This is a genomic window from Streptomyces sp. XH2, from assembly GCF_049725035.1.
Taxonomy (GTDB): domain Bacteria; phylum Actinomycetota; class Actinomycetes; order Streptomycetales; family Streptomycetaceae; genus Streptomyces; species Streptomyces roseoverticillatus.
Genome location: NZ_JBMMMZ010000006.1, coordinates 335,625 through 358,416, shown reverse-complemented (window position 1 = coordinate 358,416; position 22,792 = coordinate 335,625). Strand labels below are relative to the sequence as shown.

Sequence of the window (22,792 nt, the reverse complement as noted above, 5' to 3'; positions counted from 1 at the left end):
GGGGCCGCCGGGTTGCCCGGTGGAGGGGGGGGGGGGGGGGCCCCGGGGGGGGGGGCGGGGGGCCACGCCGTGATCACCGGGCGTGCCGCGGTCAGCCGGCGCCCTGCAGCTGAAGCCGCGTCAGCGAAGCGGCCAGCTGGTCCACCTCTTCGGCCGTGTTGTACAGGGCGAGGGAGGCCCGGGTCGCGGCCTCCAGCCCGTAGTGGCGCAGTGAGGGCTGGGCGCAGTGGTGGCCGGCGCGGACGGCGATGCCCTCGTGGTCCAGCCACCGGGCCACGGTCATCGGGTCGTGGCCGGCGAGCGTGAAGGTGAGGACCGCGATCTTCCCGGGCGCGTCGCCGAGGACGGTGAGGCCGGGTACCGCGGCGAGGGCCTGCCGGGCGTGGCCGAGCAGTGCGGTCTCGTACGCGGCGACCGCCTCGCGGCCGAACGAGCTCAGCCAGTCGATGGCGGACCGGAGTCCGACGACGCCGGAGATGTGCCCGGTGCCGGCCTCGAAGCGGTGCGGCACGGGCGCGTAGGTGACGCGGCCGAACTCCACCTGGTCGATCATGTTGCCGCCGCCCTGCCACGGCGGCATGCCGGCCAGGACCTCCGGCTTGGCGTACAGCGCCCCGATGCCCGTGGGGGCGTACAGCTTGTGCCCGGAGAAGACGTAGAAGTCGCTGTCCAGGTCCTGGACGTCCACGGGGAAGTGGGCGACGGCCTGGGCGCCGTCCACCAGCACCCTGGCGTCGTAGCGGTGGGCCAGTGCCGTCATCTCCTTCACCGGCGGCACGGTGCCCAGCACGTTGGAGGCGTGGCTGACGGCGACGAGCCGGGTGCGGAACGAGAGCAGGTCGGCGTAGGCGTCCTGGTCGATGCTGCCGTCGGGCAGGAGGGGGATCGGAACGACCCGGGCCCGCCGTTCCTTGGCGATCAGCTGCCAGGGGACGATGTTGGAGTGGTGCTCCAGGGTGGAGACCAGGATCTCGTCGCCGGGGCCGAGGTTGGCGCGTCCCCAGCTCTGCGCGACGAGGTTGACGGCCTCGGTGGTGCCCCGGGTGAAGACGACGGTGTCCGGTGACGGGGCGCCCAGGAATCCGGCGACCGCGGCCCGTCCGCCCTCGTACATCTCGGTGGCCTCGCGGGCCATGGTGTGCGCACCGCGGTGGATGTTGGAGTTGGCGGTGGCGTAGTAGGAGGCCAGGGTCTCGATGACCTGGCGGGGCTTCTGGGTGGTGGCGCCGTTGTCCAGCCAGACGACGGGGCGGCCGTTGACGGGCCGCTGGAGGACGGGGACGTCCCGCCGGGCGGCCTCGGGGGTGAACTGCCCGCTGCGGGTGGCGGCGCTGCCGGCGGCGGGCTGCCCGGCCGGGGCCGCGGCTCCGGGCACCTGTGGGCCGGGGGACTGTGTGCCGGGGAGCTGTGCCATGCCCGGGGCGTACGCGCCCCACGGCATGTCAGGAGTAGTCATGGTACTTGGACACCTCGACGTTCTGGAGCACGGCGAGGGCGTCCTCGACCAGGACCGCGGCGTTGAAGTACGCCGTCATCAGGTACTGGGTGATGCCCTTCTGGTCCATGCCCATGTTGCGCATGGACAGGCCCGGCTCGACCTCGTCGGCCACCTTCGCGGGCCGCAGGCCCACGACGCCCTGCTCGGCCTCGCCGACGCGCATGAGCAGGATCTCGGTGGTGGCGGCGCCGTTCGGGCCGGTCATGCGCACCTTGTCGGAGGGCAGCAGGGGGACGCCGCGCCAGGTCAGCAGAGGGCTGCCGAAGCGGTTCTCGATGACCGGGGGCACGCCGCGGCGGGTGCACTCACGGCCGAAGGCGGCGATGGCGCGCGGGTGGGCGAGGAAGTAGGAGGGCTGCTTCCAGACCTTGCTGAGCAGCTCGTCCAAGTCGTCGGGGGTCGGCGCGCCGGTCCGGGTCTGGACGCGCTGGCCGGGGGCGACGTTGTTGAACAGGCCGTACTCGGGGTGGTGGAGCATCGAGCGCTCCTGGCGCTCGCGCAGCGCCTGGACGGTCAGGCCGGCCTGGGTGCGGGTCTGGTCGATGGGCTCGTTGTAGAGGTCGGCGACGCGGGAGTGGACGCGCAGCACGGTCTGGGCGAGCGTCATGTGGTACTCGCGCGGCGTGTCCTCGTAGTCGACGAAGGTGCCCGGCAGGTCCGGCTCGCCGACGTGCCCGGCGCTCAGGTCCACGGGCACCTCGGCGCCGGGGACGGTGCGTTCGCCGGAGGTGAAGGCCGTGAGGGCCGCGCGCAGCGCCTCGTCGCGGCCGGCCAGCCGGGTCAGGTGGTCGCGGTCGGCACAGAGGGCGGTGCCCGGGGTCAGCGCCTTGACGCGGTAGGCGGCGGGCGCGCCGCAGGCCCAGGCGTCGAGGTCGAAGAACTGGCCGTCGCCGACGATGTCGAGGAGGGCGTCCTCGCCGTAGCGGCCGGTCGTCCGCTTCTCGGCGCGGCCCTGGACGAGGATCCAGAGCTTGTCGGCGGCCTCGCCCTCCTGGAGGAGCATCTGCCCGGCGTCGAAGGTGACTTCGGTGAAGGCGCCCGCCAGTTCGCGCAGCAGCTCCTCGCCGGCCTCGCGCAGGAAGGGGATCTCCCGGAGGTCCTCGGGGACGACGTGGTGGGCGTCGTCGTTCCTGAAGGTGGATATCCGGTCGTCGCCGAGTATGAAGGTCCGCCGGCGGTTGACGCGGTAGACGCCGGACTCGACGTCCACCCACGGCAGGGCCCGCAGCAGGTAGCGGGGCGTGATGCCGCGCATCTGCGGGGTGGTCTTGGTGGTGGTCGCGAGTTGCCGTGCCGCGTCCGGGCTGAGACTCAGCCGATCGTTCATGAGGACCTCCTCGGTGTGGGTAACGAGGCTGATCGTCTTGTTGGCAACATTGCGTTCACAAGACTGCAGCAATGCGTCATGGCCTTAAATCATTTGCCGTTGACGCGGCGTCAGTCCGTTCAGAAGTGAACAGGTCCTGTTCATGGGGTGACTGAGCAGCGCGATCTTCCTCATGGGTACGGAGGGGCTGCGCCGGTCGGTCGCGGACGGATCCGGTCCGTCTCCCGCGCAATCGACCGGATTCGATCGTCGAAGGCCTCGCCCGAGGCTCTCGCGTGACGGTCGGCGGCTCACCCGGTGCGGCGGTGGCGGCCCTTCCCGGTGCGGCGGCTCCCCGGCGAGGCGGCGAGCAGGGCCAGCCACGCCCCGACGAGCAGCAGGTGCGCCCGCTGCGGAACGCCGTGCCAGCCCGGCCGCCCCAGCAGCGCGCCGACCGTGCACACGGACGTCACGAGCGCGGCCGCCAGGACCCACGGCCCCCAGCGGCGGATCAGCGGCCACCGGGCGCCGCGCGCCGCGGCGGTCACCATCAGGGCCATGGAGGCGAACAGCGCGGCATGGGCCAGTGCGCTGGTGGCGGTGTGCCAGGGGTTGACCGCCTCGCAGGCGCGGTTCACCGACGGTGCGCACCGCATCGGGACGACGACGTCCGCGACGGAGGACGCGGCGAAGGCGACCAGCGACCACCGTCCGGCGACGGAGCGGCGGTCGCTCCCCGGGCGGCGGGGAAGCGGGGCCGCGCCCGCGGCGACGAGCAGGGCGGTGACGACCTCGACGACGCCGAAGAGCACGTGGAAGGGCTGGTCGGCGGCGTAGAGCTCGCTGACGTAGGAGTGCCGGGGGTCCAGGCCGGTGGGCACCAGGAACTCCAGCACCCACGCGTTGTACGTCACCGCCGCGACGGCCAGCGGCCACGCCGCCCGGCGGGCTCCGCCCGGATCCTCCGGGGGTGCGCCGGCGGCGGCCGTCACCCGGCCGGGGGCTGCTTCCCCCGGCCGGGACTCGGTGGGCGCGCCGCTCATCGGGGCCTCAGGCCCGCCGGGCGGCGGCTCCGCTCATGCCGCCCCTCCGGGTCCGGCGAGCCCCCGGTTCTGCGGCCCGTAGGCGGGACCGGGTTCGGTCGCCGGCTTCTCCGGTTTCTGCGGGGACGGCGGGGCCGTGGAGGGGGGCGGCGGGGCGGACGAGGACGGCTTCGACGGCTCGCCGCTGCTCGGCTCCTCCGACCCCTGCGAGGCCGGGCCGGAGGGCAAGGCGCCGCTGGGCGGCGGGACCGGGCGGTCGCTCCCCCCGTCGGTGCCGACCGGCCGTTCGAACCACTGACCGGTCACGGGGTCGTACACCACGATGACGTAGACGACGGTCGCGGCCTGGGTGACGGCGACCACGTTCGACGACTTGTACCCGCCCCAGCCCTGGCCCTTGGTCTTCGTGCTGCCCTTGGCCGCGACGGGCGGGCCGAGGGGGTTGCCGCAGGCGCAGCGCACGCGCGGCATGCCCCGGTTGTCGACCAGGACGGCCGTGCCTGCCTGCAGGACGGACTGGAACGTGGTGGCCGCGCCGTCCTTGTAGCCGTGGTTGGTGACCCGGGTGTCGGAACGCAGCTGCAGGGGCGTCAGGCCGCGCAGGTAGCGCGGGATCTCACCCTGCTGGATGCCCGCGGCGCTCGCGAAGGCGCGGGACTTGGCCTGGTCGTCGTTGAGGTAGCGGATCTGGCGCTCGACGTCGCAGCTCGCCGCGTTCTGCGTGCCGCCGTAGAGGCCCGGCGTCGAGCCCTGGTACGTACGGGTGCCGCCCTCGGAGGGGGTGGCGGGGGCGGCGGTCGTCTCCTTGGTGCCCGTGTCCTTGGCCGTGGACGCGGTGAAGGGGTCGTTGCCGTGGGCCGACGCGGCCTGCAGGAAGACCTCCCCACCGCCTTCCGGGCGCAGGAAGAAGACCACGAGCGCCGCCGCGGCGACCAGGACGCCCGCGAGGAGGGCGACCTTGGGGGCGGAGCGCCACCAGGCCCTGCCGGGCTCCCCCGCGGGAGGGGGTGCGCCGTGGGCGCCGGACGGCGGGGCCGGCGGGCCGGGCGGCTCCGGCGGCTGTGCGCCCGTGGGGCCGCTGATCTGCGTGGAGCCCTCGCCCGACGGCGTCGTGGAGCCCTCGCCCGACGGCGTCGAGTGCCAGTCGGGGCGGGTGGGTTCGGGAGGCGGTCCGGCCGGGCCGGGCTGGCCGGAGCCGCTCCCTCCGCCGCCGGACAGAGGGCCGGAGGGCGGGCCGGTGGGTCGGTCTTCTGACGGTGGCTCGGACGACACGGGCCCTACTCCTCCGCTTTTGTCCTTATCAGCACGCTTACGGGCTCATTGTGTGCCGCAAACCGGCGCGGCCCGCAAGCGGGGTTCCCTCCGGGAGCAACGGGTGCGCGAAGGGCCCGGGGCGGGCACACGGGGCGCGTCCCCGACAGGTGGGGCGGGCCGTACGGGCGTAGGTTGGCTTCCGGGCCTCCCCGCCGGAGGCCGGGTGTCCGACCGTCGACGACGCACGCGGAGGCAGTGTGAGCCAGCCGCCCGGGGACGCGCCCTCCATCGTCCGCGCCTGGGGTGACGCCCTCGCCGCCGTCGCCGCCGGGGTCGCCGCGATGTTCGCCGTCGCCGCGCTCGGCCTGTGGGCCGCCGGAGCCGGCGGACTGCCGGGCGGAGCGTTCCCCTCCGTAACGGCGGCCACCGTCGTCACCGCCGTCGGCGGCACCCTGGAGCTGTACGGCGACGCGGGCGTCCTGGGCCGTACGGGGGCGGGCATCGCCGTCGTCCCGCTGTCGGTGACCCTGGCCGGTGCGGTCGCCCTCGCCGTCGTCTTCCTGCTCCCGCTGCGGCACCACGCCGTGACGAGCGGGCGCGCACTGCTCGCCCGCGTCGCCCGGACGGCCGTCCTGTGGCTGCTCGCCCTGCTGCTCATCACCCTCGGCGCGCGTCACGACTTCCGGATCGACCTGGGCGACTCGCTCCTCGGCGACATCGGCGAAGCCCTCGACGTCGCCCCCCGCGTCGGCTTCCGCGCGGCCCTCGGGCCCACGCTCGGCTACGGCCTGCTGTGGCTGCTCGTCCTGCTCGCCGTCGCCGTGGCGGCCTCCCGCAAGACGCCACTGCCGTCGCGGCTGCTGCGCTTCCAGGACCCCGTGCGGCCCGTGGCGTTCGCCATGGTCGTGCTGCTGCTCGGCTACGTGCTGCTCGGGCTCGTCATCGGACTCGTCTCCGCCGCCGTCCGGGGTCACCCGGGGGAGACCATGGCCGTGCTCCTGCTCGGCCTGCCCAACCTGGCCTGGATGGCGTTCGGCCTCGGCCTCGGCGGGGCCTGGGAGGGCCACGTCCCCGGCACGTCCCTCGGGCTGCCCATGCCCGGACCGCTCACGGCGGTGCTGCGTTCGCACGGCGACGAACCGTCCACGGTGAACGTCTCCTCGCTCGCCGAGCACGACGGCCGGGCGTGGCTCCTCGTCGCCCTCGCCGCGGTCGCCCTCCTCGCGGCGGCGTTCCTGATGGCCGTGCGGTCACCGGCGACGACGCGGCCGTGGGAGCACGCGGTGCAGCTGGGCGCCGCCCTGGCCGTCACCCTGTTCGTCATCGGCACCCTCACCCGCATCTCGGCCCGCTTCGGCCTGTCGCTCCTCGGCATCACCGACATGTCCGCCTTCGGCGGCGAGATCACTCTGCAACCGCACCTCCTGACCCTGGTGGGGGTGGGCCTGCTGTGGGGCCTGGTGGCGGGCTATGCGGGAAGCGCCCTGTCCCGCCGGGTCCGTCGCCGGGGCCTTGCCGGCGAGCCGGGGAGCCCTGAGCCGAGCTGAATCCGGCACCGGCGTGTGCCTGCGGCGCCGCCGGGATCCCCACCCGAGGTCAGCCCGGCACCGCCGGACCGGTTGGCGGTGGTTGCGCGCCACGGCGGCGGAGTGAGACGGGCGCGACCCGGAACCCAGGCCAGGGGCACGAGGGCCCATGGCGGGGCATAGCCCGGCACCGCCGGGCCAGTTGGCGGTGGTTGCGCGCCACGGCGGCGGAGTGAGACCGGCACGACACCCCGGACCCTCGGTACGGCGCCGCCGGAATGGCCGACGGTGGTTGCTCGTCGCGGCGGCGGAGGCGGGTGGCACAGCCCGATCCGGATCGGCCGGCCGCCCATCCCCCGCCGCAACGGCGAGCAACCACGACACCGCTGTCCGGCGGTGCCGAACCGGCCATAGCCGGAGCGCACAAGCCCCCCCGTCAAGCGTCCCGTTCCGGGAACACCACCCCCGCCCACCCCGGCGGCTCCGGGACCCGTCTCGCGCCCGGTGGCGCCGCCGTCGCCGTTCGCAGCGCCGCGATGAACCGCAGGCAGCTGTCGAAGCGTTCGTCCGGGGTTTTGGCCAAAGCCTTGGCGAGGACGTCGTCGGCCGCGGCCGGCAGACCGGGGACGCGTTCCGACAGCCGCGGCGGCGCGTCGTACTGATGTGCCCACAGCAGCGCCATGTCGTCCTCGCGCCGGAACGGCGGCGCTCCCGTGAGCATTTCGAAGACGACGCACCCCAGGCTGTACACGTCGCACCGCCCGTCGACCGGCTTCCCCGCGATCTGCTCGGGCGCGACGTAGTCCAGCGTGCCGACGAACTGGCCCACACGGGTGTACCCGGTCAGGGACAGGGACTTCTTCGTCAGCCCGAAGTCGGTGAGGTACACGTGCTCGGGATGGTCGCTGTCGGTGCCCTCCGCCACGAGGATGTTCCCGGGTTTGACGTCCCGGTGGACGAGGTCGTGCGCGTGGGCCGCGTCGAGCGCGGACGCGACCTGGCCGGCGATGCGGCAGACGACGACGGGCGGCAGCGGCCCGTCGCGGTCGAGCAGGGCGCGCAGGTCGAGCCCGGCCACGTACCGCATGGCGATGTAGAGCACGCCGTCGGCCTCCCCCGCCTCGAACACGGGGACGATGTGCGGGTGGTCGATGGCCGCGGCGACGCGCGACTCGTGCCCGAAGCGCTGGCGGAAGGTGTCGTTGCGGGCCAGCTCGGGGGCGAGCAGCTTGAGCGCGACGATCCGGCCGAGCCGCAGGTCGCGGGCGCGGTAGACGACGGCCATGCCGCCGCGCCCCAGTTCGTCCTCCACCTCGTAGCCGGCGATGCGGCGGCCGGTCAGATCGGTGGGCCCGTCCCCGGCCGGGGCCATCAGCGGTCACCACCGGGGCCGGTGGGGCCGGCGGGGGACGCGAGCGCGGCCATGGCCGTGCCGTCGCAGTAGCACCACAGGTCCCGTTCGGCGTCGTAGAGCCAGAGGGCGTCGCCGTCGACGACGGCCCCGATGCGCAGTCCCCGGGTCGTGCGGCCGAAGGCCTCGGTGTCCGTGCGGCCGGCGGCGAGGTCCTCCATCGCCCGGCGGTACTGGCCGAGGGTCTCCTGGACACCGGTGAGGAGCCCCCGCGCGTCGTCCGTCCGGACGAGCGGGCCGCCGGTGGCGGGCGGGCCCTGGGGGAGGACGACGAGGAGCCGGGCGTCGGTCCAGGCGGCCCAGCCGTTGGAGCAGAGCACCCGGCCCCAGTCGCCGCGCCGCTCCACGAGCCGTACGGGCAGGAGCGGGTCCAGCGGTGCGGTGGGCACCGCCCCGTCGGGGGCGGTCCAGGTGGCGAGCCCGTCGGGGGGCACGACGTGCGTGGGCAGGAAGCCGGGGGTGCCGGACGCGCCGCCGGGCGCCATGGGGACCGTGCTCATCGCTCCGCCTCCTCCGTCTCCGTCACTCCGCCTCCGTCACTTCCGCATGACCGCGGGTTCGTGGCGGCGCAGGAGGCGGGCCACCAGGAGGGCGAACACGAGGGACAGGACCACCATCATGCCCATGTCCATCAGCCAGGTGCCGACGGCGTGCCGGTAGAGCGGGTCGCCGCCCCCGGCCGACGGCGGGAGCTGTCCGGTGGCGGGCGGGATGTGGGTGAAGTCGATCGTGGCGCTCATGGCCGCGAGCGCCCAGCGCGAGGGCACCAGCCAGGAGAGCTGTTCGAGCACCAGCTTGTTGTTGAGCTCGATCATTCCGCCGCAGAAGACGACCTGGACCAGGGTGATGAGCACCAGCAGCGGCATGGTGACCTCTTCCCTGCGGACGATCGCCGACACGAGCAGGCCGAGCAGCATGGACGTGAACGACAGCAGCGCCAGGGCCAGGGTCATCTCGACGAGGGGCGGCATGAGGACGCCCTGGCCGTGGGGCGCGCGGGTGTCCACTCCGCCCAGGCCGACGATGGACAGGACGACGGCCTGCGCCACCGTGATCACGCCCAGGACGATGATCTTCGACATCACGTAGGCGGACCTGGACAGGCCCACGGCTCTCTCGCGCCGGTAGATGACCCGTTCCTTGACGAGTTCGCGCACGGCGTTGGCGGCGCCCGTCAGCACGCCTCCCACGCACAGGATCAGCAGGACGGTGTTGGCCTTGTCGGCGGAGGCGAAGCGGGTGCCCGAGGACAGCCGGGCCATCGCGCCGGTGACGAACGGCAGCACGATCATGATGATCAGGAAGGTGCGGTCGGTGCTCAGCGCCCGTACGTAGCGGCGCATCAGGGTCGACAGCTGGGCACCCCAGCTCTGGGGCTTGGGGGGCGCCGACGCGGGCTCCGCCTCCGGGGCGGGCGGCTCGGCGGGGCGCGGCTGCGCGGCGGCGGTCGCGACGTACTGCCGGTACTGCTCCGAGGCGCGGTACTCCCCCGGCCAGTCCCGGTCCTTGTCGTTCTCGAAGGCCTCGAACGCCTCGGGCCACTCCTTGAACCCGAAGAAGCCGGGCGTGTCCCCGGGCGGCCCGTAGAAGGCGGTCCGCCCGCCGGGGGCGAGGACGAGCAGCCGGTCGCAGACGTCCAGGCTGAGCACGCTGTGGGTGACGACGATGACGGTGCGGCCGTCGTCGGCGAGGGTGCGCAGGGTGTTCATCACCGAGCGGTCCATGCCGGGGTCGAGGCCGGACGTCGGCTCGTCGAGGAAGAGCAGGGAGGGCTTCGTCAGGAGTTCCAGGGCGACGCTGACGCGCTTGCGCTGGCCTCCGGAGAGGCTGTGGATGGGCTGGTCGGCGCGCTGTTCGAGGCCCAGTTCGCGGATGACCTCCTCGACGCGGGCCAGGCGTTCGGCCTTGGCGGTGTCGCCGGGGAAGCGCAGTTCGGCGGCGTAGGACAGGGCGCGGCGCACGGTGAGCTGGACGTGCAGGATGTCGTCCTGGGGGACGAGGCCGATGCGGGCGCGGAGTTCGGCGTAGTCGCGGTAGAGGTCGCGGCCGTCGTAGAGCACCGCGCCCTGGTCGGCGGGGCGCAGCCCGGTGAGGGCGTTGAGGAGGGTGGACTTGCCGGAGCCGCTGGGGCCGACGACGGCGAGCAGGGACTTCTCCTCGACGGGGAAGGAGACGCCGTCGAGGAGCCGCTTGCGGCCCGCCTCGGCCTCGACGTGGACGCACAGGTCCTGGACGTCGAGGGAGATCTCGCCGCTGTCGACGTACTCCTGGAGCTGGTCGCCGACGAGGCAGAAGGCGGAGTGGCCGATGCCGATGATGTCGCCGGGGAGCACCGGGGCGCGGCTCACGGGGTGGCCGTTGAGGAAGGTGCCGTTGTGGCTGCCGAGGTCGACGATCTCGTATGCACCGCCGGGTCCTGCGCGCAGTTCGGCGTGGCGCCGGGAGACGACCAGGTCGTCGACGGTCACCTCGTTGTCGGGCCCGCGGCCGATGCGGATGGTGCGGGAGGGCAGGGGGCGTACGGAGGTGGGCTGCCGGAAGGTGCCGGTGGCGGCGGGCTGTGACACGGAGGTCGGGCGCTCCCCCAGTGACGCCGGGGGTGGAGGGGGCGGCGGTGCCGGGGGCGGGGCGCTCTTGAGGACGGCGGCGGGCCCGTCGGCGGGGCTGCCGAAGCGCAGGACGGTGCCGGGGCCGACGTCGAGGAGCTGCACCCGCCGGCCCTCGGCCCAGGTGCCGTTGGTGCTGCCGTTGTCCTCGACGGTCCAGTGGTCCGCGACCGGGCGCAGCACGGCGTGGTGCCAGGACACCCGGGCGTCGTGCAGCACGATGTCGCTCTGCGGGTCGCGCCCCACCTGGTAGACGCGGCTCGGGGTCATCGTCTGCGAGCCGCCGTCGGACTCGACCACGAGTTCGGGGGCGGAGGGCACGACGGGCCGCTCTCCCATACCGGTAATTTTACGGCGGGCCGCTCTCCCCCGCCTTTCGGTGGCGCGGGGCGGCAGGGGCGGCAGGGGCGCGCGGCGACGGCGGAGGGAGCCGGAGATGGCGGCGGAGCAGGAGAGGCTGCCGGTGTTCGTCTACGGGACGCTGCGTCCCGGTCAGTCCCATCACGGCCGCCTCCTGCGGGGCCGCACGGTGGCGGAGGAGCCGGCGCGGCTGCGGGGCGCGGTGCTGTTCGAGGGGCCCGGGTATCCGTACGCCGTGGCGGAGCCGGGCGGCGAGGTCCGCGGCGAGCTGGTCCGGGTGGCGCCCGGTGCGTACGCGGCGGTGCTCGCGTCCCTGGACGAGCTGGAGGGCTGCGCCCCGGACGGCACGGGCGAGCTGTACGTGCGGGTCGTGCGGCCGGTGCTGCCCGAGGGCGGGGAGCACGCGGTCCGCGCCTGGGTGTACCTCGCGGCGGAGCGGACGGCGCGGCGGCTGCGGGCGGCGGGGACGCGGGTCACGGGCAGCAGCTGGCCCCGGGCGTAGGAGCTCCGCGGCGGACGCAGGGGCCCGCGTCTCACATTCCAAGACGCCGGCGATCACCGGCAACCCATGGCCCACGGTCCGCATCTCCCCTTGCAGTTGACACCAAGTCACCACATAGGCACCTTCCGTTCGGTCATTGTTAACAGTTGATCAACTGTCCGGACATCGTGCCTATCTGCTCTTTTCATGCCCACGCCAGTCCAGGCAGAGTCCTCCGCGGGACCACAGGTTCCCGCGGTGCGCGAGTGACGGCACCGCGTGCATGCAGGCGGCCGGGCACGTCCCGAACCGCCCTCGACGCAAAGGGCGCTGAACTTGCGTACAACCCCCACAACGCAGAACCGAATACTCGCCGTCGCCGTGGCCGTCGTGGCCGCGGCCACCATGGCGGGCACCGCGTCCGCCGCCCCGTCCCAGCCCGTGGACAAGGTCAGCGACGCGACCCGGGACCGGGCCCGCGAGTCGGCCGCCGACTCCTCGTTCAACGCGGCCGCCCTCGCCGCCAACGCGGAGACCGTGAAGGCGGCCACCGCCGCGGCGCTCGCCCACGCGGACGCCACGGGCGTCGGCAAGAACGAGACGCTCCGGGTCAAGGACACCCTCGTCGACCCCGAGGGCAAGCGCCACGTCCGCTTCGTCCGGGCCTACCAGGGCGTCCCCGTGGTCGGCGGTGACCTCGTCGTGCACCTCGACGCCCGGAAGAACTACCTCGGCGTCACCCGGGCCATCAAGCACCAGGTCGCCGTCCCCTCGGTCGCCCCGAAGCTGACCGCGCCGCAGGCCGCGGCCAAGGCCGCGCAGTCGGTGTCCGGCAAGGCCGCGAAGACCGAGCTCGTGGTCGACGCGCGTAGCACCGAGCCGGTCCTCGCCTACCGCGTGACCGTCACCGGCGGCGGCAAGGCCGAGGCCGGCGTCGGCCACAGCGTCGTCGTGGACGCGGGCAGCGGCAAGGTCATCAGCAGCACGCCGCTCAGCGACGGCTTCATCTCCCCACGCCTGAAGGCCACGCTCCGCGACCAGGGCCAGAAGGCGCAGCCGCGCAAGAACGCGAAGTCCGCGCCGCCGGCCAAGGTGCAGCCCGGTGCCGGCTTCCCGGCACCGGCGAACGGCACCGGCGCCTCGTTCTTCGCCGGCGACGTCCCGCTGACGACGACGCAGACCGCCAAGGACTCCTTCACTCTCAAGGACCCGAGCCGCGGCGGCGGCGAGACCCGTGACGCCGGGTCCCAGGAGCTCGGCTCCTTCGCCTCCGGCAAGGCGTTCACGGACTCCGACAACCGCTGGGGCAACGGCACCACCACGGACGGCGCCACCGCCGCCGTCGACGCGCAGTTCGGCATCACCAGCACGTACGACTACTACAAGGCCACGTTCGGCCGGAACGGCATCAAGAACGACGGTGCCGGCCCGCACGCGATGGTGCACTTCGGCGACAAGGTCGGCAACGCCTACTGGTCCCCCGAGTGCGGCTGCATGCTCTACGGCGACGGCGATGGAGAAACGTTCAAGCAGCCGCTGGTGGCCCTGGACGTGACCGGCCACGAGCTCAGCCACGGCGTGATCGAGGCCACCGCCGACTTCCAGCCCACGCGGGTGGACGCGCGCGAGAACCAGTTCGGCGAGGCGGGCTCGCTCAACGAGTCGCTCGCGGACATCTTCGGCACGGGCGTGGAGTTCCGCACCAACAACGCCGGCAACCCGCCGAACTACCTGCTCGGCGAGAAGCTCGGCCTGGAGCAGAAGTTCCTGCGCCGCATGGACAAGCCGTCGCTGGACGTCCTGGAAGGCACCGTCGACTACTGGGACAAGGACTCCTACGACCGCGAGGTGCACGCCGGCTCCGGCGTCTCCTCGCACGCCTTCTACCTGCTGGCCGAGGGCAGCGGCAAGAAGACCATCGGCGGCGTGGAGTACGACTCCGCCACGTACGACGGCAAGGCGGTCACCGGCATCGGCCGCGAGAAGGCGCAGCAGATCTTCTACCGCGCGCTGACCCGCTACATGGTCTCGACCACCGACTTCCACGAGGCCCGCACCGCCACGCTGCAGGCCGCCGCGGACATGTACGGCGAGAAGAGCACCGAGTACCAGGCGGTCGACGCCGCCTGGGCCGGGGTGAACGTGACCGCGGCCAACACCCCCAAGGAGGGGCCGGCCGTCAAGCGCTGACGGCGGCGGGCCTCCCCCGACCGGCCGGTTCCCCCCGCGTGTTGTGCGCCGGGGGAACCGGCCGGGCCGGTGTGATCCACACCCCATGGCCCGGCGAAGTGGATGTTGTTATCGTCGACGCCACCAGAGAGTTGGGTGTTCAAACTCACCCGGCGCGCCACTGGTCGACTACAAAGGGGGAGCAAGTGCCGGCATACGCGAAAAACGCGGAGAACGCGGCGACGGTCACGGACGCCGAGGAGCTCAAGGCTCTGAACGCGGAGCTCGCGGCGTCCCTCGAAGGCGGCTTCACCAGCGAGTACGCCGAGGTCAACGGCGTCCGGCTGCACTATGTGACCGGTGGTCAGGGCGATCCGCTGGTGCTGCTGCCCGGCTGGCCCGAGACGTGGTGGGAGTACCGCAAGGTCATGCCCGCGCTCGCGGCCCGCTTCCGCGTGATCACCGTCGACATCCGCGGCATGGGCGGCTCCAGCAAGCCGCGGTCCGGCTTCGAGAAGAAGTCGATGGCCCAGGACATCCGCGAGCTGGTTCGCCACCTCGGTCACGAGAAGGTCCGCATCGCCGGGCACGGCATCGGCGCGATGGTCGCCTTCGCCTACGCCGCGAACCACCCGGAGGCCACCGAGAAGGTGGCCATCCTCAACACCACGCACGCGGACCAGAGTTACTACAAGTTCCCCATGCTGCCCAACCCCGGTGACAAGGGCCCGCACCGCTGGTGGCTCGCCTTCAACCAGGTGGCCGACTTCCCGGAGCAGATCCTCACCGGCCGCTACCGCCACATCATCGACTACATGTTCGGCCTCAGCCTGGTGAACCCGGAGGCCATCACCGACCGGGACCGGGACATCTACGCCAAGGCGTACTCCTCGGCCGAGGCGATCCGGGCGAGCAAGGGCTGGTTCCAGTCCTACCAGCAGGACATCGCGGACTTCGAGTCGTACGACAAGATCTCCGTGCCGATGCTCGGCCTCGCGTACGGGACGTTCTTCGAGTACATGAGCCAGGTGTTCCCCCAGCAGGGCACCGACGTCCGCATGGCCGAGATCGAGGGCAGCCGCAACTACCTGGTCGAGGAGCAGCCGGAGGCCGTCACGCGTGCCCTTCTGGAGTTCTTCGGCTGAGCCCTCGGCCGGACCCGCCCCGCGGGTGACGCTCCGCGCCGGGCCCCCGCGGCCCGGCGCAGCGCCCGCCGCTCGGCCTCGCTCGTCCCGCCCCACACGCCGCTCTCCTGCCCGGAGTCCAGCGCCCAGCGCAGGCAGTCCTCCCGCACCGGGCAGCGGCGGCAGACCGATTTGGCGTCCTCGGTCTGGACGACGGCGGGGCCCCGGCTGCCGACGGGGAAGAAGAGTTCGGGGTCCTCGTGGAGGCACGCGGCGTACTGTCGCCAGTCCATGTGGCGATCCATGTGGCTGTCAGTCCCTTCGGTCACGGTCGGGCGGCCCCCCTCTCCCTTCTCCGCGTTGCCCGTGATGCGCCGGATAAGCCTGACCTGACAGAGCGGACGGCGTTCGGGGATGCCGCGCCCCGCCCGCCGGTAGGTAAGTGGTTCCACGGCAGTGCCCCGGTGCACTCCCCTTGAGCCACAGGACGGTCAGCATGCTCGCGCCCTCCCCCGACGGCACTGCCCGGGCCACCCCGGACTCCTCCGCCGCGCCGGCCGCCCCGGCCACCACCGCGCTCCCGCGCGGCCTCAAGCAGCGCCACCTGTCCATGATCGCGCTGGGCGGTGCCGTCGGAGCGGGCCTGTTCGTCGGCTCCGGGGTGGGGATCAGGGCCGCGGGGCCCGCGGTCGTCGTCGCCTACGTCCTGGCCGGCGGACTGGTGCTGCTGGTGATGCGGATGCTGGCGGAGATGTCCGCCGCCGACCCGGCCACGGGCTCCTTCTCCGTGCACGCGGCCAAGGCGCTCGGCCCCTGGGCCGGTCTGACGGCCGGCTGGCTGTACTGGTCGCTGCTGGTGGTCAGCGTCGCCGCGGAGGCGATCGGGGCGGCGGACATCATGACGGGCCTGCTCCCGGGCGTACCCGGCTGGATCTGGATGGCCGCCTTCATGGCCGCCTTCACCGGCAGCAACCTGGCCGCCGTCCGGCGCTTCGGCGACCTCGAGTTCTGGTTCGCCGGGCTGAAGGTCACCGCCATCTGCGTCTTCCTCCTGCTGGGGGCGCTCGCGGTGGCGGGCCTCCTGCCGGGCACCGCCGCGCCGGGCACCGCGCACCTCACCGGCCGCGGCGGGTTCCTGCCGCACGGGTGGCACGGGCTCGCCCTCGGCCTCGTCGCGGCGGTCTTCGCGTACGGGGGGCTGGAGACCGTCACGATCGCCGCGGCCGAATCCGCCGACCCGGTCAGGGCGGTGGGCCGGGCCGCCAGGACGGTCGTCTGGCGCGTCTGCCTCTTCTACATCGGCTCCATGGCCGTCATCGTGACCCTGCTGCCCTGGGACAGCGACGCCGCCCGCACCGGCCCGTACAGCGGCGCCCTGGAACGCATCGGGGTTCCCGGCGCCGGGCGCGTCATGGACGCCGTGGTCCTCGTCGCCCTGCTGTCGGCGATGAACGCCAACATCTACGGCTCCTCCCGCATGCTCTACTCCCTCGTGCACCGCGGCGACGCGCCCCGTGCCCTCGGCCGCGTGACCCCGGGCGGCGTCCCGCGGGGCGCCGTCCTCGCCTCGGCCGCCTTCGGTTTCGCGGCGGTCGTCCTCAACGCCGTCTGGCCCGGCACGGTCTTCCGCTTCCTGCTCGACGCCGTCGGAGCCACGATCCTGATCGTCTGGTTCCTCATCGGCCTGTCCCAGCTGCGCCTGCGCCGCCGGCGCGCCCGGCGCGGGGAGCCGGAACCGCCGGTGCGCATGTGGCTGTTCCCCCACCTCACCCGGCTGGCGCTGGCCGGGATCGGCGCGGTCCTGGTGGTCATGGCCCTCGAACCGGACTCCCGTACGCAGTTGGTGTGCACGGGTGCGTGGACGGCGCTGCTGATCGTGTGCGGCCTGGTGAGAGGGCGCAGGAAGGCGCGGTGAGCAGGGGCGGCCGCCGCCTCCGGCTCAGGCCGGGCGGGCGGCCCCTTCCTTGCGGTAGCGGCCCGGCGCCATCCCGTACTCGCGTTTGAAGGCTTTGGCGAAGGCGAACTCCGAGGTGTATCCCGCCCGTTCGGCGACGGTGCGCAGCGGGGCGTCGCCCTCGCGCAGCAGCCGGCCCGCCGTCGTCATGCGCCACCACGTCAGGTAGGCGAGCGGCGGCTGGCCGACCAGCGCGGTGAAGCGGCGGGCGAAGGCGGCGCGGGAGAGCGCCGCCCGGGCGGCGAGTTCCCCGACCGTCCAGGGGCGCGCCGGGTCGTCGTGGATGGCGTGCAGTGCTGCCGTGACGGCCGGGTCGCTCAGGGCCGCCGCCCACCCGGACGGCCCCTCGGGGCGCTCGGTCAGCCACCAGGCGCGCAGCAGGTAGAGCAGCAGGGTGTCGAGGAGCGCGGGCACGACGGCGTCGGATCCGGGCTGGGGGTCGGCCAGTTCGGCGCCGAGCAGGTCGACGGCGGCGCGCAGCCGGTCGTGGGCGCCGATGCGGGCCGGGAGGTGGATGAAGGGCGGCAGGTCGGCGAGGAGCGGGTGGGCCCGCGCCTTGTTCAGCTGGTAGGCGCCGCAGAGCATGAGGGTGTCGTCGCCGTGGACGGACCGCCGGTCGCGGAGCGACGGCCAGGAGCCGTCCGCCTTCAACCGGGCCTCCTCCAGCGGGGTGCCGGGATGGTCGGCGAGGCCGTGCCCGTACCCGTGGGCCAGGAAGACGACGTCGCCCGGGCCGAGGCGGACGGGGTCGGCGCCGTCGGGCGGCAGCAGCCAGGCCGATCCCTGGAGGACCACGTGGAAGCCGGCGCCGTCGGAGGCCGGGAAGCGGACGCCCCAGGGCGCGTGCTTGACGGAGCGTGAGGAGTGGGGGCGCCCGGTGCGCATGGCGGCGATCGCGTCGCTCAGTACGTCCATGGCGGCACCCTACCCTCGCGATCGCACCCTGCCGCCCTGATCGCGAGACGCTGGGACATAACCGGGATGCTTTCAGATATGGAGCGTCTCCCAGCTCCTCCGTACGGTCGTTTCCATGACAACTTCTTCCGCACACAAGGCAGTCACCGCGGTCACCAAGGCGGTCCTCTTCCACGAGCTCGGCGGCCCCGAGGTCCTGAAGATCGAGGAGGTGCCGCTGGCACAGCCCGGGCCCGGCGAGGTCCTCTTCCGCGTCGAGGCGATCGGCCTCAACCGGGCCGAGGCCCTGTTCCGGGCCGGTCGTTACTACTACCAGCCGACGCTGCCCGGCTCCCGGCTCGGCTACGAGGCGGCCGGAGTGGTCGAGCGGGTCGGCGAGGGCGTGACCGCGTTCTCGCCCGGCGACGCGGTGATGTCCGTTCCCGCCTTCGACTTCGGCGTCCACGGGGTGTACGGCGAGCGTGCCGTCCTGCCCGAGGAGGCGCTGGTGCGCCGGCCCGAGGGCGCGGACGCGGTCACGTCCGCGGCGATGTGGCTGACGTACTCGACGGCGTACGGCGGCATGGTGGAGACCGGCGGACTGGCCCCCGGCGACCACGTGGTGATCACGGCCGCGTCCAGCGGCGTCGGCACGGCCGCGATCCAGACGGCCCTGCGGATCGGCGCGGTCCCGATCGCCGTCACGCGCGGTGAGGCCAAGCGGGAACGGCTGCTGGAGCTCGGCGCCGCCCATGTGATCAGCGCCGGCTCCGAGGACCTCGTGAAGGAGGTCAAGCGGATCACCGGTGGCCGGGGCGCCGAGCTGGCCTTCGACGCGGTGGGCGGCCCCGGCTTCGCCGCCGTCGGCGACGCCCTCGCGCCCGGCGGCACGGCGGTGATCTACGGCACGCTGGACCGGCGCCCCGTCCAGCTGTCCATGAACTGGCCGCTCAGCGTCCACGGGTACTCCAACGGCGCCCACTCCCGGGACGCGGCCTACCGCCGCCGCTCCGCCGCCTTCATCGGCTCGGGCCTGGCGAGCGGCGCGCTGGCGCCCGTGATCGCCGAGACCTTCGACGGCCTGGAGCGCATCACGGACGCGCACCGCCTGATGGACTCCAGCACGTTCACCGGCAAGATCGTGGTCACCGTATGACGGCATGAAGAGGCCCGGGAGCCCGCGCGCCGCGGGCGAGGCCGTCGAAGAATGGGGGGATGAGCAGCGCGACGGGCAACGGCCCCGCCGTCTCCCGGCGGGAGTTCGACGCGCTGTTCGAGAGGGTCCGCACGTGGGGCCGCTGGGCCCCCGCCGACCGTGGCGCCTGGAACCGGGTGGGTGCCGGCCACGCCCGGCGGGCGGCCGCCCTGGTGCGGTCCGGGACCGTCGTCCCGCTGGGCCGGCCGTGGGACACGGCGGCCGGCCCGGACAACCGCAGGCCCGCCCTGCACTACATGTCCGACCTGGGTGACGTCGAGCCGCCCGAGCCCTCCACCCACAAGGATTTCGTGGGCGCCGACTTCCACGGCAAGGGCATCACCCATCTGGACGCACTGGCCCACGTCGCCTATCGCGGCCGGCTCTACGACGGCGGCGCGGCGCGCGGGCTCGTCGGCGCCGGAGGCGCCCGCTTCGGCTCCGTCGCGGCGCTCGGACCCCTGGTGACCAGGGGGGTGCTCCTCGACCTGCCCGCCGTCCAGGGGGTCGCCTGGCTGGAGCCGGGGCAGGCCGTGCACGCCGGGGACATAACCGCCGCGGAGGAGGCGCTGGGCGTGGAGATCGGCGACGGCGACGCCGTGCTGCTGCGGACCGGCCGCTTCCGGCGGCGCCGGGAGCGGGGCCCCTGGGACGCCGACGCGGCCTGCGCGGGGCTCCACGTGGACGCCGTGCCGCTGCTGGCCGGGCGCGGGATCGCCCTGCTGGGCGGTGACGGCGACAGCGACGTGCGGCCGTCGCCGGTGGAGGGGGTGCACTCGCCGGTCCACACGCTCGCCGTCGCGGCGATGGGCGTGCCGCTGCTGGACAACGCCGACGTCGAGGAGCTCGCGGCCGCCTGCGCGGGCACGGAGCGTTACGAGTTCCTGCTCATCGTGTCCCCCTTGAACGTCCCGGGCGGTACGGGCTCGCCCGTCAACCCGGTCGCCGTGCTGTGACCCGGGATCGCCCATGACGGTGACCCGGGATCCTATATGTCCGTGAAGTTCTAAAATAGGACACCAGTGCAGGCGCGCCGACCGTACGGGGAAGTGATCCGGATGGGGCTCGTGGGGGACGACATCGGCCCCGTGCTCGCCCGCGAGCAGTTCTTCACGGGCGCGCCGGTCGCGGGTGCCGTGCGCGGCCCGATCTTCGACTCGTGGCAGCGGAGCCGGTCGCTGGGGCTCTCCCCGGACGGCTGTGAGCTCCCCTACTTCCCGGACCTCGACCTCGACGGCCGCCTCATCCGCGCCGCCACCCCCGTCCTGGACCGCCTGCAGGCCCTGTTCACAGGCCGGAACATGAACGTGGCCCTGGCCGACGGGCGCGGGGCGGTGCTGCAGCGCCGCTTCGGCGATGCCGCCATGGTGCGGCGGCTGGCCCCGATCCAGAGCGTCCCCGGCTTCGTCTTCGCCGAGAAGTACGCCGGGACCAACGGCATCGGCCTGGCCCTCGCGGAGCGGCGGCTGGTCAACGTCTACGGCGCCGAGCACTTCGCCGAGCGCTCGCAGTCGAACGCCTGCGCGGCCATTCCGGTCCGGGACCTGCTCAACGGGCGCATCGAGGGGGTCCTGTGCTTCGGATTCCCCCGCACCGACGCGGACGCGTCGCTGGACATCGTCATCCGCAAGGCGGCCGGCGCCATCGAGCGACGGCTGCTGGGGCAGAGTTCGGCGCGCGAGCGCGCCCTTCTGCAGGCCTACCTCGACGCCAGGAGCCACGCGCCCGCCGGGGCCGCGGCCCTCAACGGGCAGCTGGGCGAGCCGCTCACGAGCGGCCTGGGCCGGCGGGACCGGATGATCCTGGAGGAGCGGGCCACCGAGCTGATCGCGTCGGCCCAGCGGGCCGCCGTCGAGGTGACGCTGCCCGGCGGCCGGCGGGTCACCCTCCTGAGCCGCCCGGTGACCACCGCCTCCGGAGTGGAGGGCGTGGTCGTCGAGGCGGTGCTCGACGCACGGGAGCCGCCCCTCACGGTGGCCCGCGAAGCCGGAACCGGGACGGCGACCGCGGCCACGGCCGCACCCGCCGCCGGAACCGCGGCCGCCGAGCCGCCCGGCCTCCTGGCCGAGCAGGCCCTCGCCCGCTTCGCCCCACCTCCCGCCGGGCCCGCTTCGGCGGCCCGCGCGCCGGGCCCGGCGGCACCCCGCGGCACCGGCGGCTCCCCCGCCGGCGCGGCCGGCGGCCTGCTGCTGGTCGGCGAGCCGGGCGTGGGCAGGCACGCCGTGGCGGCGCGGCGCCGCCTGGAGCTGCTGTCCGAGGCGAGCACCCGGATCGGCACCACCCTGGACGTGGGCCGCACCGCCCGCGAGCTCGCCGAGATGGCCGTCCCGCGCCTGGCCGACTTCGTCACCATCGACCTGCCCGAGGCGGTGCTGCGCGGCGACGAGCCGACGGACCCCGCCAAGAACCTCCACCGCACGGTCGTGCACGGCTTCCGCGGGGACTGCCCGTTCTACCCCGTCGGCGAGCGGGTCGACCTGCGCCCGACCACGCCCCAGCTCCGCTGCCTGACCAGCAGGCAGACCGTCCTGGAGCCCGACCTGCGGGACGCCCCGGGCTGGGTCTCCCAGGACCCCGTGGCCGCCCAGCGCATCCTCGCGCACAACGTCCACTCCCTGATCGCCGTCCCGCTGCTCGCGCGCGGCATCGCCCTGGGCATCGCGAGCTTCTACCGGGCGCGGGACCCCGCCCCCTTCGGGGACGACGACCGCTCGCTGGCGCAGGAGCTCGCCACGCGGGCCGCCATCTGCATCGACAACGCCCGCCGCTACACGCGCGAGCACGCGATGGTCCTCGCCCTGCAGCACAGCCTGCTGCCGCACGGCTTCCCCGAGCAGAACGCCGTGGAGGTCGCGCACCGCTACATGCCCGCCCAGTCCGGCGTAGGCGGCGACTGGTTCGACGTCATCCCCCTCTCCAGCGCCCGCGTCGCCCTCGTGGTCGGCGACGTGGTGGGCCACGGGCTGCACGCCGCCGCCACCATGGGCCGGCTGCGCACCGCCGCGCGCAACTTCGCCGAGCTGGACCTGCCCCCGGACGAGGTGCTCACCCACCTCGACAACCTCGTCGGGCGCCTCGACCGCGAGGAGGGCGGCGGCGACCCCGGCGCGGGCATCCCCGGCATCATCGGCGCCACCTGCCTGTACGTCATCTACGACCCCACCACGCAGGAGTGCACCATGGCCCGGGCCGGGCACCCGCCGCCCGCACTGGTGCGCCCCGACGGCATCGTCGGCTTCCTCGAGCTGCCCGCCGGCCCTCCGCTGGGGCTGGGCGGCCTCCCCTTCGAGACCGCGGAGTTCCTGCTGCCCGAGGGCAGCCAGCTGGTCCTCTACACCGACGGGCTGATCGAGGACCGCCGGCGCGACTTCGACACGGCCCTGGAGGACCTGCGCCGCGCGCTGTCGCACCCGAACCGCCCGCCCGAGGACACCTGCCGCGCCGTCCTGGACGCCATGGTGCCCGACCACCCCGACGACGACATCGCGCTGCTGGTCGCCCGCACCCACGCCCTGGACCCGCACCGCATCGCCGCCTGGGACCTGCCCGCCGACCCGGCGCTGGTCTCCTCCGTGCGCGCCGCCGTCACCCGCCGGCTGGCCGAGTGGGGGCTGGAGGAGACGGCCTTCGCCGCCGAGCTGCTGCTGAGCGAGCTGGTCACCAACGCGATCCGGTACGGCTCCGGCCCCATCCGGGTGCGCCTGCTCTACGACCGCGCCCTGACCTGCGAGGTCGCCGACACCAGCAGCACCTCCCCGCACCTGCGCCACGCGGCGGCCACCGACGAGGGCGGCCGCGGCCTGTTCCTCGTCGCCCAGCTCTCCCAGTCCTGGGGCACCCGCTACACACCGGAGGGCAAGGTCATCTGGGCGGAGTGCGCGCTGGAGGTGCCGGGAGGCAAGGCCGGCCCCGCCGCGCTGCACCTCGACCTCGACGACATCCCCGCCATCTGACGGTCCATCCGGGATCCG

At 73.9% G+C, this 22,792-nt stretch carries 16 protein-coding genes and 1 pseudogene; 8 read left to right on the top strand and 9 right to left on the bottom strand.

Annotated features, from left to right (window positions below):
- Nucleotides 1-91: 91 nt before the first annotated feature.
- From ACOTKD_RS14800 to ACOTKD_RS14785, 4 genes are all read right to left on the bottom strand, one after another.
- Nucleotides 92-1,456, bottom strand: coding sequence for a SufS family cysteine desulfurase (locus ACOTKD_RS14800; protein WP_424889395.1), 1,365 nt, complete (start codon nt 1,454-1,456; stop codon nt 92-94).
- On the bottom strand, nt 1,443-2,825 hold the full coding sequence (locus ACOTKD_RS14795) for a family 2B encapsulin nanocompartment shell protein (RefSeq protein ID WP_424889394.1): 1,383 nt from the start codon (nt 2,823-2,825) through the stop codon (nt 1,443-1,445). Before ACOTKD_RS14795 ends, ACOTKD_RS14800 begins: the two co-directional genes overlap by 14 nt.
- Before the next feature lie 290 nt (nt 2,826-3,115).
- Nucleotides 3,116-3,847 carry a DUF998 domain-containing protein gene (locus ACOTKD_RS14790; protein ID WP_424889393.1) on the bottom strand — a complete coding sequence of 244 codons (732 nt, stop codon included), beginning with the start codon at nt 3,845-3,847 and terminating at the stop codon, nt 3,116-3,118.
- Nucleotides 3,848-3,880: 33 nt separating this feature from the next.
- The gene (locus ACOTKD_RS14785; RefSeq protein WP_424889392.1) at nt 3,881-5,119 is read right to left on the bottom strand and encodes a DUF6777 domain-containing protein; all 1,239 of its coding nucleotides are present in this window, start codon (nt 5,117-5,119) and stop codon (nt 3,881-3,883) included.
- A gap of 239 nt (nt 5,120-5,358) precedes the next feature.
- Here ACOTKD_RS14785 and ACOTKD_RS14780 point away from each other — a divergent pair, with 239 nt between their 5' ends.
- A complete protein-coding gene (locus ACOTKD_RS14780) occupies nt 5,359-6,648 on the top strand; it encodes a streptophobe family protein (RefSeq protein WP_424889391.1) in 1,290 nt (429 codons plus the stop codon).
- A 415-nt stretch (nt 6,649-7,063) separates the two neighbouring features.
- Here the strand turns inward: ACOTKD_RS14780 and ACOTKD_RS14775 are convergent, their stop codons facing one another.
- From ACOTKD_RS14775 to ACOTKD_RS14765, 3 genes are read right to left on the bottom strand one after another with little or no spacing between them, the layout of a single operon-like run.
- Nucleotides 7,064-7,999: a serine/threonine-protein kinase gene (locus ACOTKD_RS14775; protein WP_424889390.1), complete on the bottom strand. Its 936-nt coding sequence runs from the start codon at nt 7,997-7,999 to the stop codon at nt 7,064-7,066.
- Nucleotides 7,999-8,538, bottom strand: coding sequence for a hypothetical protein (locus tag ACOTKD_RS14770; RefSeq protein WP_424889389.1), 540 nt, complete (start codon nt 8,536-8,538; stop codon nt 7,999-8,001). Before ACOTKD_RS14770 ends, ACOTKD_RS14775 begins: the two co-directional genes overlap by 1 nt.
- A 36-nt stretch (nt 8,539-8,574) precedes the next feature.
- Complete coding sequence (locus ACOTKD_RS14765; RefSeq protein ID WP_424889388.1) at nt 8,575-10,983, bottom strand: FHA domain-containing protein; 2,409 nt, start codon at nt 10,981-10,983, stop codon at nt 8,575-8,577.
- A 97-nt stretch (nt 10,984-11,080) separates the two neighbouring features.
- On the opposite strand from ACOTKD_RS14765, the gene ACOTKD_RS14760 reads away from it, so the two are divergent.
- From ACOTKD_RS14760 to ACOTKD_RS14750, 3 genes are all read left to right on the top strand, one after another.
- Nucleotides 11,081-11,506: a gamma-glutamylcyclotransferase family protein gene (locus ACOTKD_RS14760; RefSeq protein WP_424889387.1), complete on the top strand. Its 426-nt coding sequence runs from the start codon at nt 11,081-11,083 to the stop codon at nt 11,504-11,506.
- Between the two features lie 384 nt (nt 11,507-11,890).
- On the top strand, nt 11,891-13,675 hold the full coding sequence (locus tag ACOTKD_RS14755; protein WP_424889475.1) for a M4 family metallopeptidase: 1,785 nt from the start codon (nt 11,891-11,893) through the stop codon (nt 13,673-13,675).
- A 185-nt stretch (nt 13,676-13,860) separates the two neighbouring features.
- A complete protein-coding gene (locus ACOTKD_RS14750) occupies nt 13,861-14,799 on the top strand; it encodes an alpha/beta fold hydrolase (protein ID WP_424889386.1) in 939 nt (312 codons plus the stop codon).
- A gap of 35 nt (nt 14,800-14,834) precedes the next feature.
- Here the strand turns inward: ACOTKD_RS14750 and ACOTKD_RS14745 are convergent.
- Nucleotides 14,835-15,071 (bottom strand): annotated as a pseudogene (locus tag ACOTKD_RS14745) (WhiB family transcriptional regulator); the annotation flags it as partial.
- 203 nt (nt 15,072-15,274) lie between these two features.
- Between ACOTKD_RS14745 and ACOTKD_RS14740 the strand changes: the two are divergent.
- The gene (locus tag ACOTKD_RS14740; RefSeq protein WP_424889474.1) at nt 15,275-16,693 is read left to right on the top strand and encodes an amino acid permease; all 1,419 of its coding nucleotides are present in this window, start codon (nt 15,275-15,277) and stop codon (nt 16,691-16,693) included.
- Nucleotides 16,694-16,717: 24 nt separating this feature from the next.
- Here the strand turns inward: ACOTKD_RS14740 and ACOTKD_RS14735 are convergent, their stop codons facing one another.
- The gene (locus tag ACOTKD_RS14735; RefSeq protein WP_424889385.1) at nt 16,718-17,647 is read right to left on the bottom strand and encodes an AraC family transcriptional regulator; all 930 of its coding nucleotides are present in this window, start codon (nt 17,645-17,647) and stop codon (nt 16,718-16,720) included.
- 115 nt (nt 17,648-17,762) lie between these two features.
- Here ACOTKD_RS14735 and ACOTKD_RS14730 point away from each other — a divergent pair, with 115 nt between their 5' ends.
- The 3 genes from ACOTKD_RS14730 to ACOTKD_RS14720 all read left to right on the top strand — a co-directional run bounded on the left by ACOTKD_RS14730 (nt 17,763) and on the right by ACOTKD_RS14720 (nt 22,774).
- Nucleotides 17,763-18,782 (top strand): zinc-dependent alcohol dehydrogenase family protein, encoded by a 1,020-nt coding sequence (locus tag ACOTKD_RS14730; protein WP_424889384.1) that lies wholly within the window; start codon nt 17,763-17,765, stop codon nt 18,780-18,782.
- A 59-nt stretch (nt 18,783-18,841) separates the two neighbouring features.
- Nucleotides 18,842-19,777, top strand: coding sequence for a cyclase family protein (locus ACOTKD_RS14725; RefSeq protein WP_424889383.1), 936 nt, complete (start codon nt 18,842-18,844; stop codon nt 19,775-19,777).
- Nucleotides 19,778-19,879: 102 nt separating this feature from the next.
- Entirely contained in the window at nt 19,880-22,774 is a 2,895-nt protein-coding gene (locus ACOTKD_RS14720) for a SpoIIE family protein phosphatase (protein WP_424889382.1), read from the top strand.
- The last annotated feature ends 18 nt before the right edge of the window (nt 22,775-22,792 follow it).

Bases quoted from the DNA above. Each gene is read 5' to 3' on its own strand.
- ACOTKD_RS14800 (WP_424889395.1), bottom strand. From the start codon at position 1,456: ATGACTACTCCTGACATGCCGTGGGGCGCGTACGCCCCGGGCATGGCA.
- ACOTKD_RS14795 (WP_424889394.1), bottom strand. From the start codon at position 2,825: ATGAACGATCGGCTGAGTCTCAGCCCGGACGCGGCACGGCAACTCGCG.
- ACOTKD_RS14790 (WP_424889393.1), bottom strand. From the start codon at position 3,847: ATGAGCGGCGCGCCCACCGAGTCCCGGCCGGGGGAAGCAGCCCCCGGC.
- ACOTKD_RS14775 (WP_424889390.1), bottom strand. From the start codon at position 7,999: ATGGCCCCGGCCGGGGACGGGCCCACCGATCTGACCGGCCGCCGCATC.
- ACOTKD_RS14770 (WP_424889389.1), bottom strand. From the start codon at position 8,538: ATGAGCACGGTCCCCATGGCGCCCGGCGGCGCGTCCGGCACCCCCGGC.
- ACOTKD_RS14765 (WP_424889388.1), bottom strand. From the start codon at position 10,983: ATGGGAGAGCGGCCCGTCGTGCCCTCCGCCCCCGAACTCGTGGTCGAG.
- ACOTKD_RS14760 (WP_424889387.1), top strand. From the start codon at position 11,081: ATGGCGGCGGAGCAGGAGAGGCTGCCGGTGTTCGTCTACGGGACGCTG.
- ACOTKD_RS14755 (WP_424889475.1), top strand. From the start codon at position 11,891: ATGGCGGGCACCGCGTCCGCCGCCCCGTCCCAGCCCGTGGACAAGGTC.
- ACOTKD_RS14740 (WP_424889474.1), top strand. From the start codon at position 15,275: ATGCTCGCGCCCTCCCCCGACGGCACTGCCCGGGCCACCCCGGACTCC.
- ACOTKD_RS14735 (WP_424889385.1), bottom strand. From the start codon at position 17,647: ATGGACGTACTGAGCGACGCGATCGCCGCCATGCGCACCGGGCGCCCC.
- ACOTKD_RS14730 (WP_424889384.1), top strand. From the start codon at position 17,763: ATGACAACTTCTTCCGCACACAAGGCAGTCACCGCGGTCACCAAGGCG.
- ACOTKD_RS14725 (WP_424889383.1), top strand. From the start codon at position 18,842: ATGAGCAGCGCGACGGGCAACGGCCCCGCCGTCTCCCGGCGGGAGTTC.
- ACOTKD_RS14720 (WP_424889382.1), top strand. From the start codon at position 19,880: ATGGGGCTCGTGGGGGACGACATCGGCCCCGTGCTCGCCCGCGAGCAG.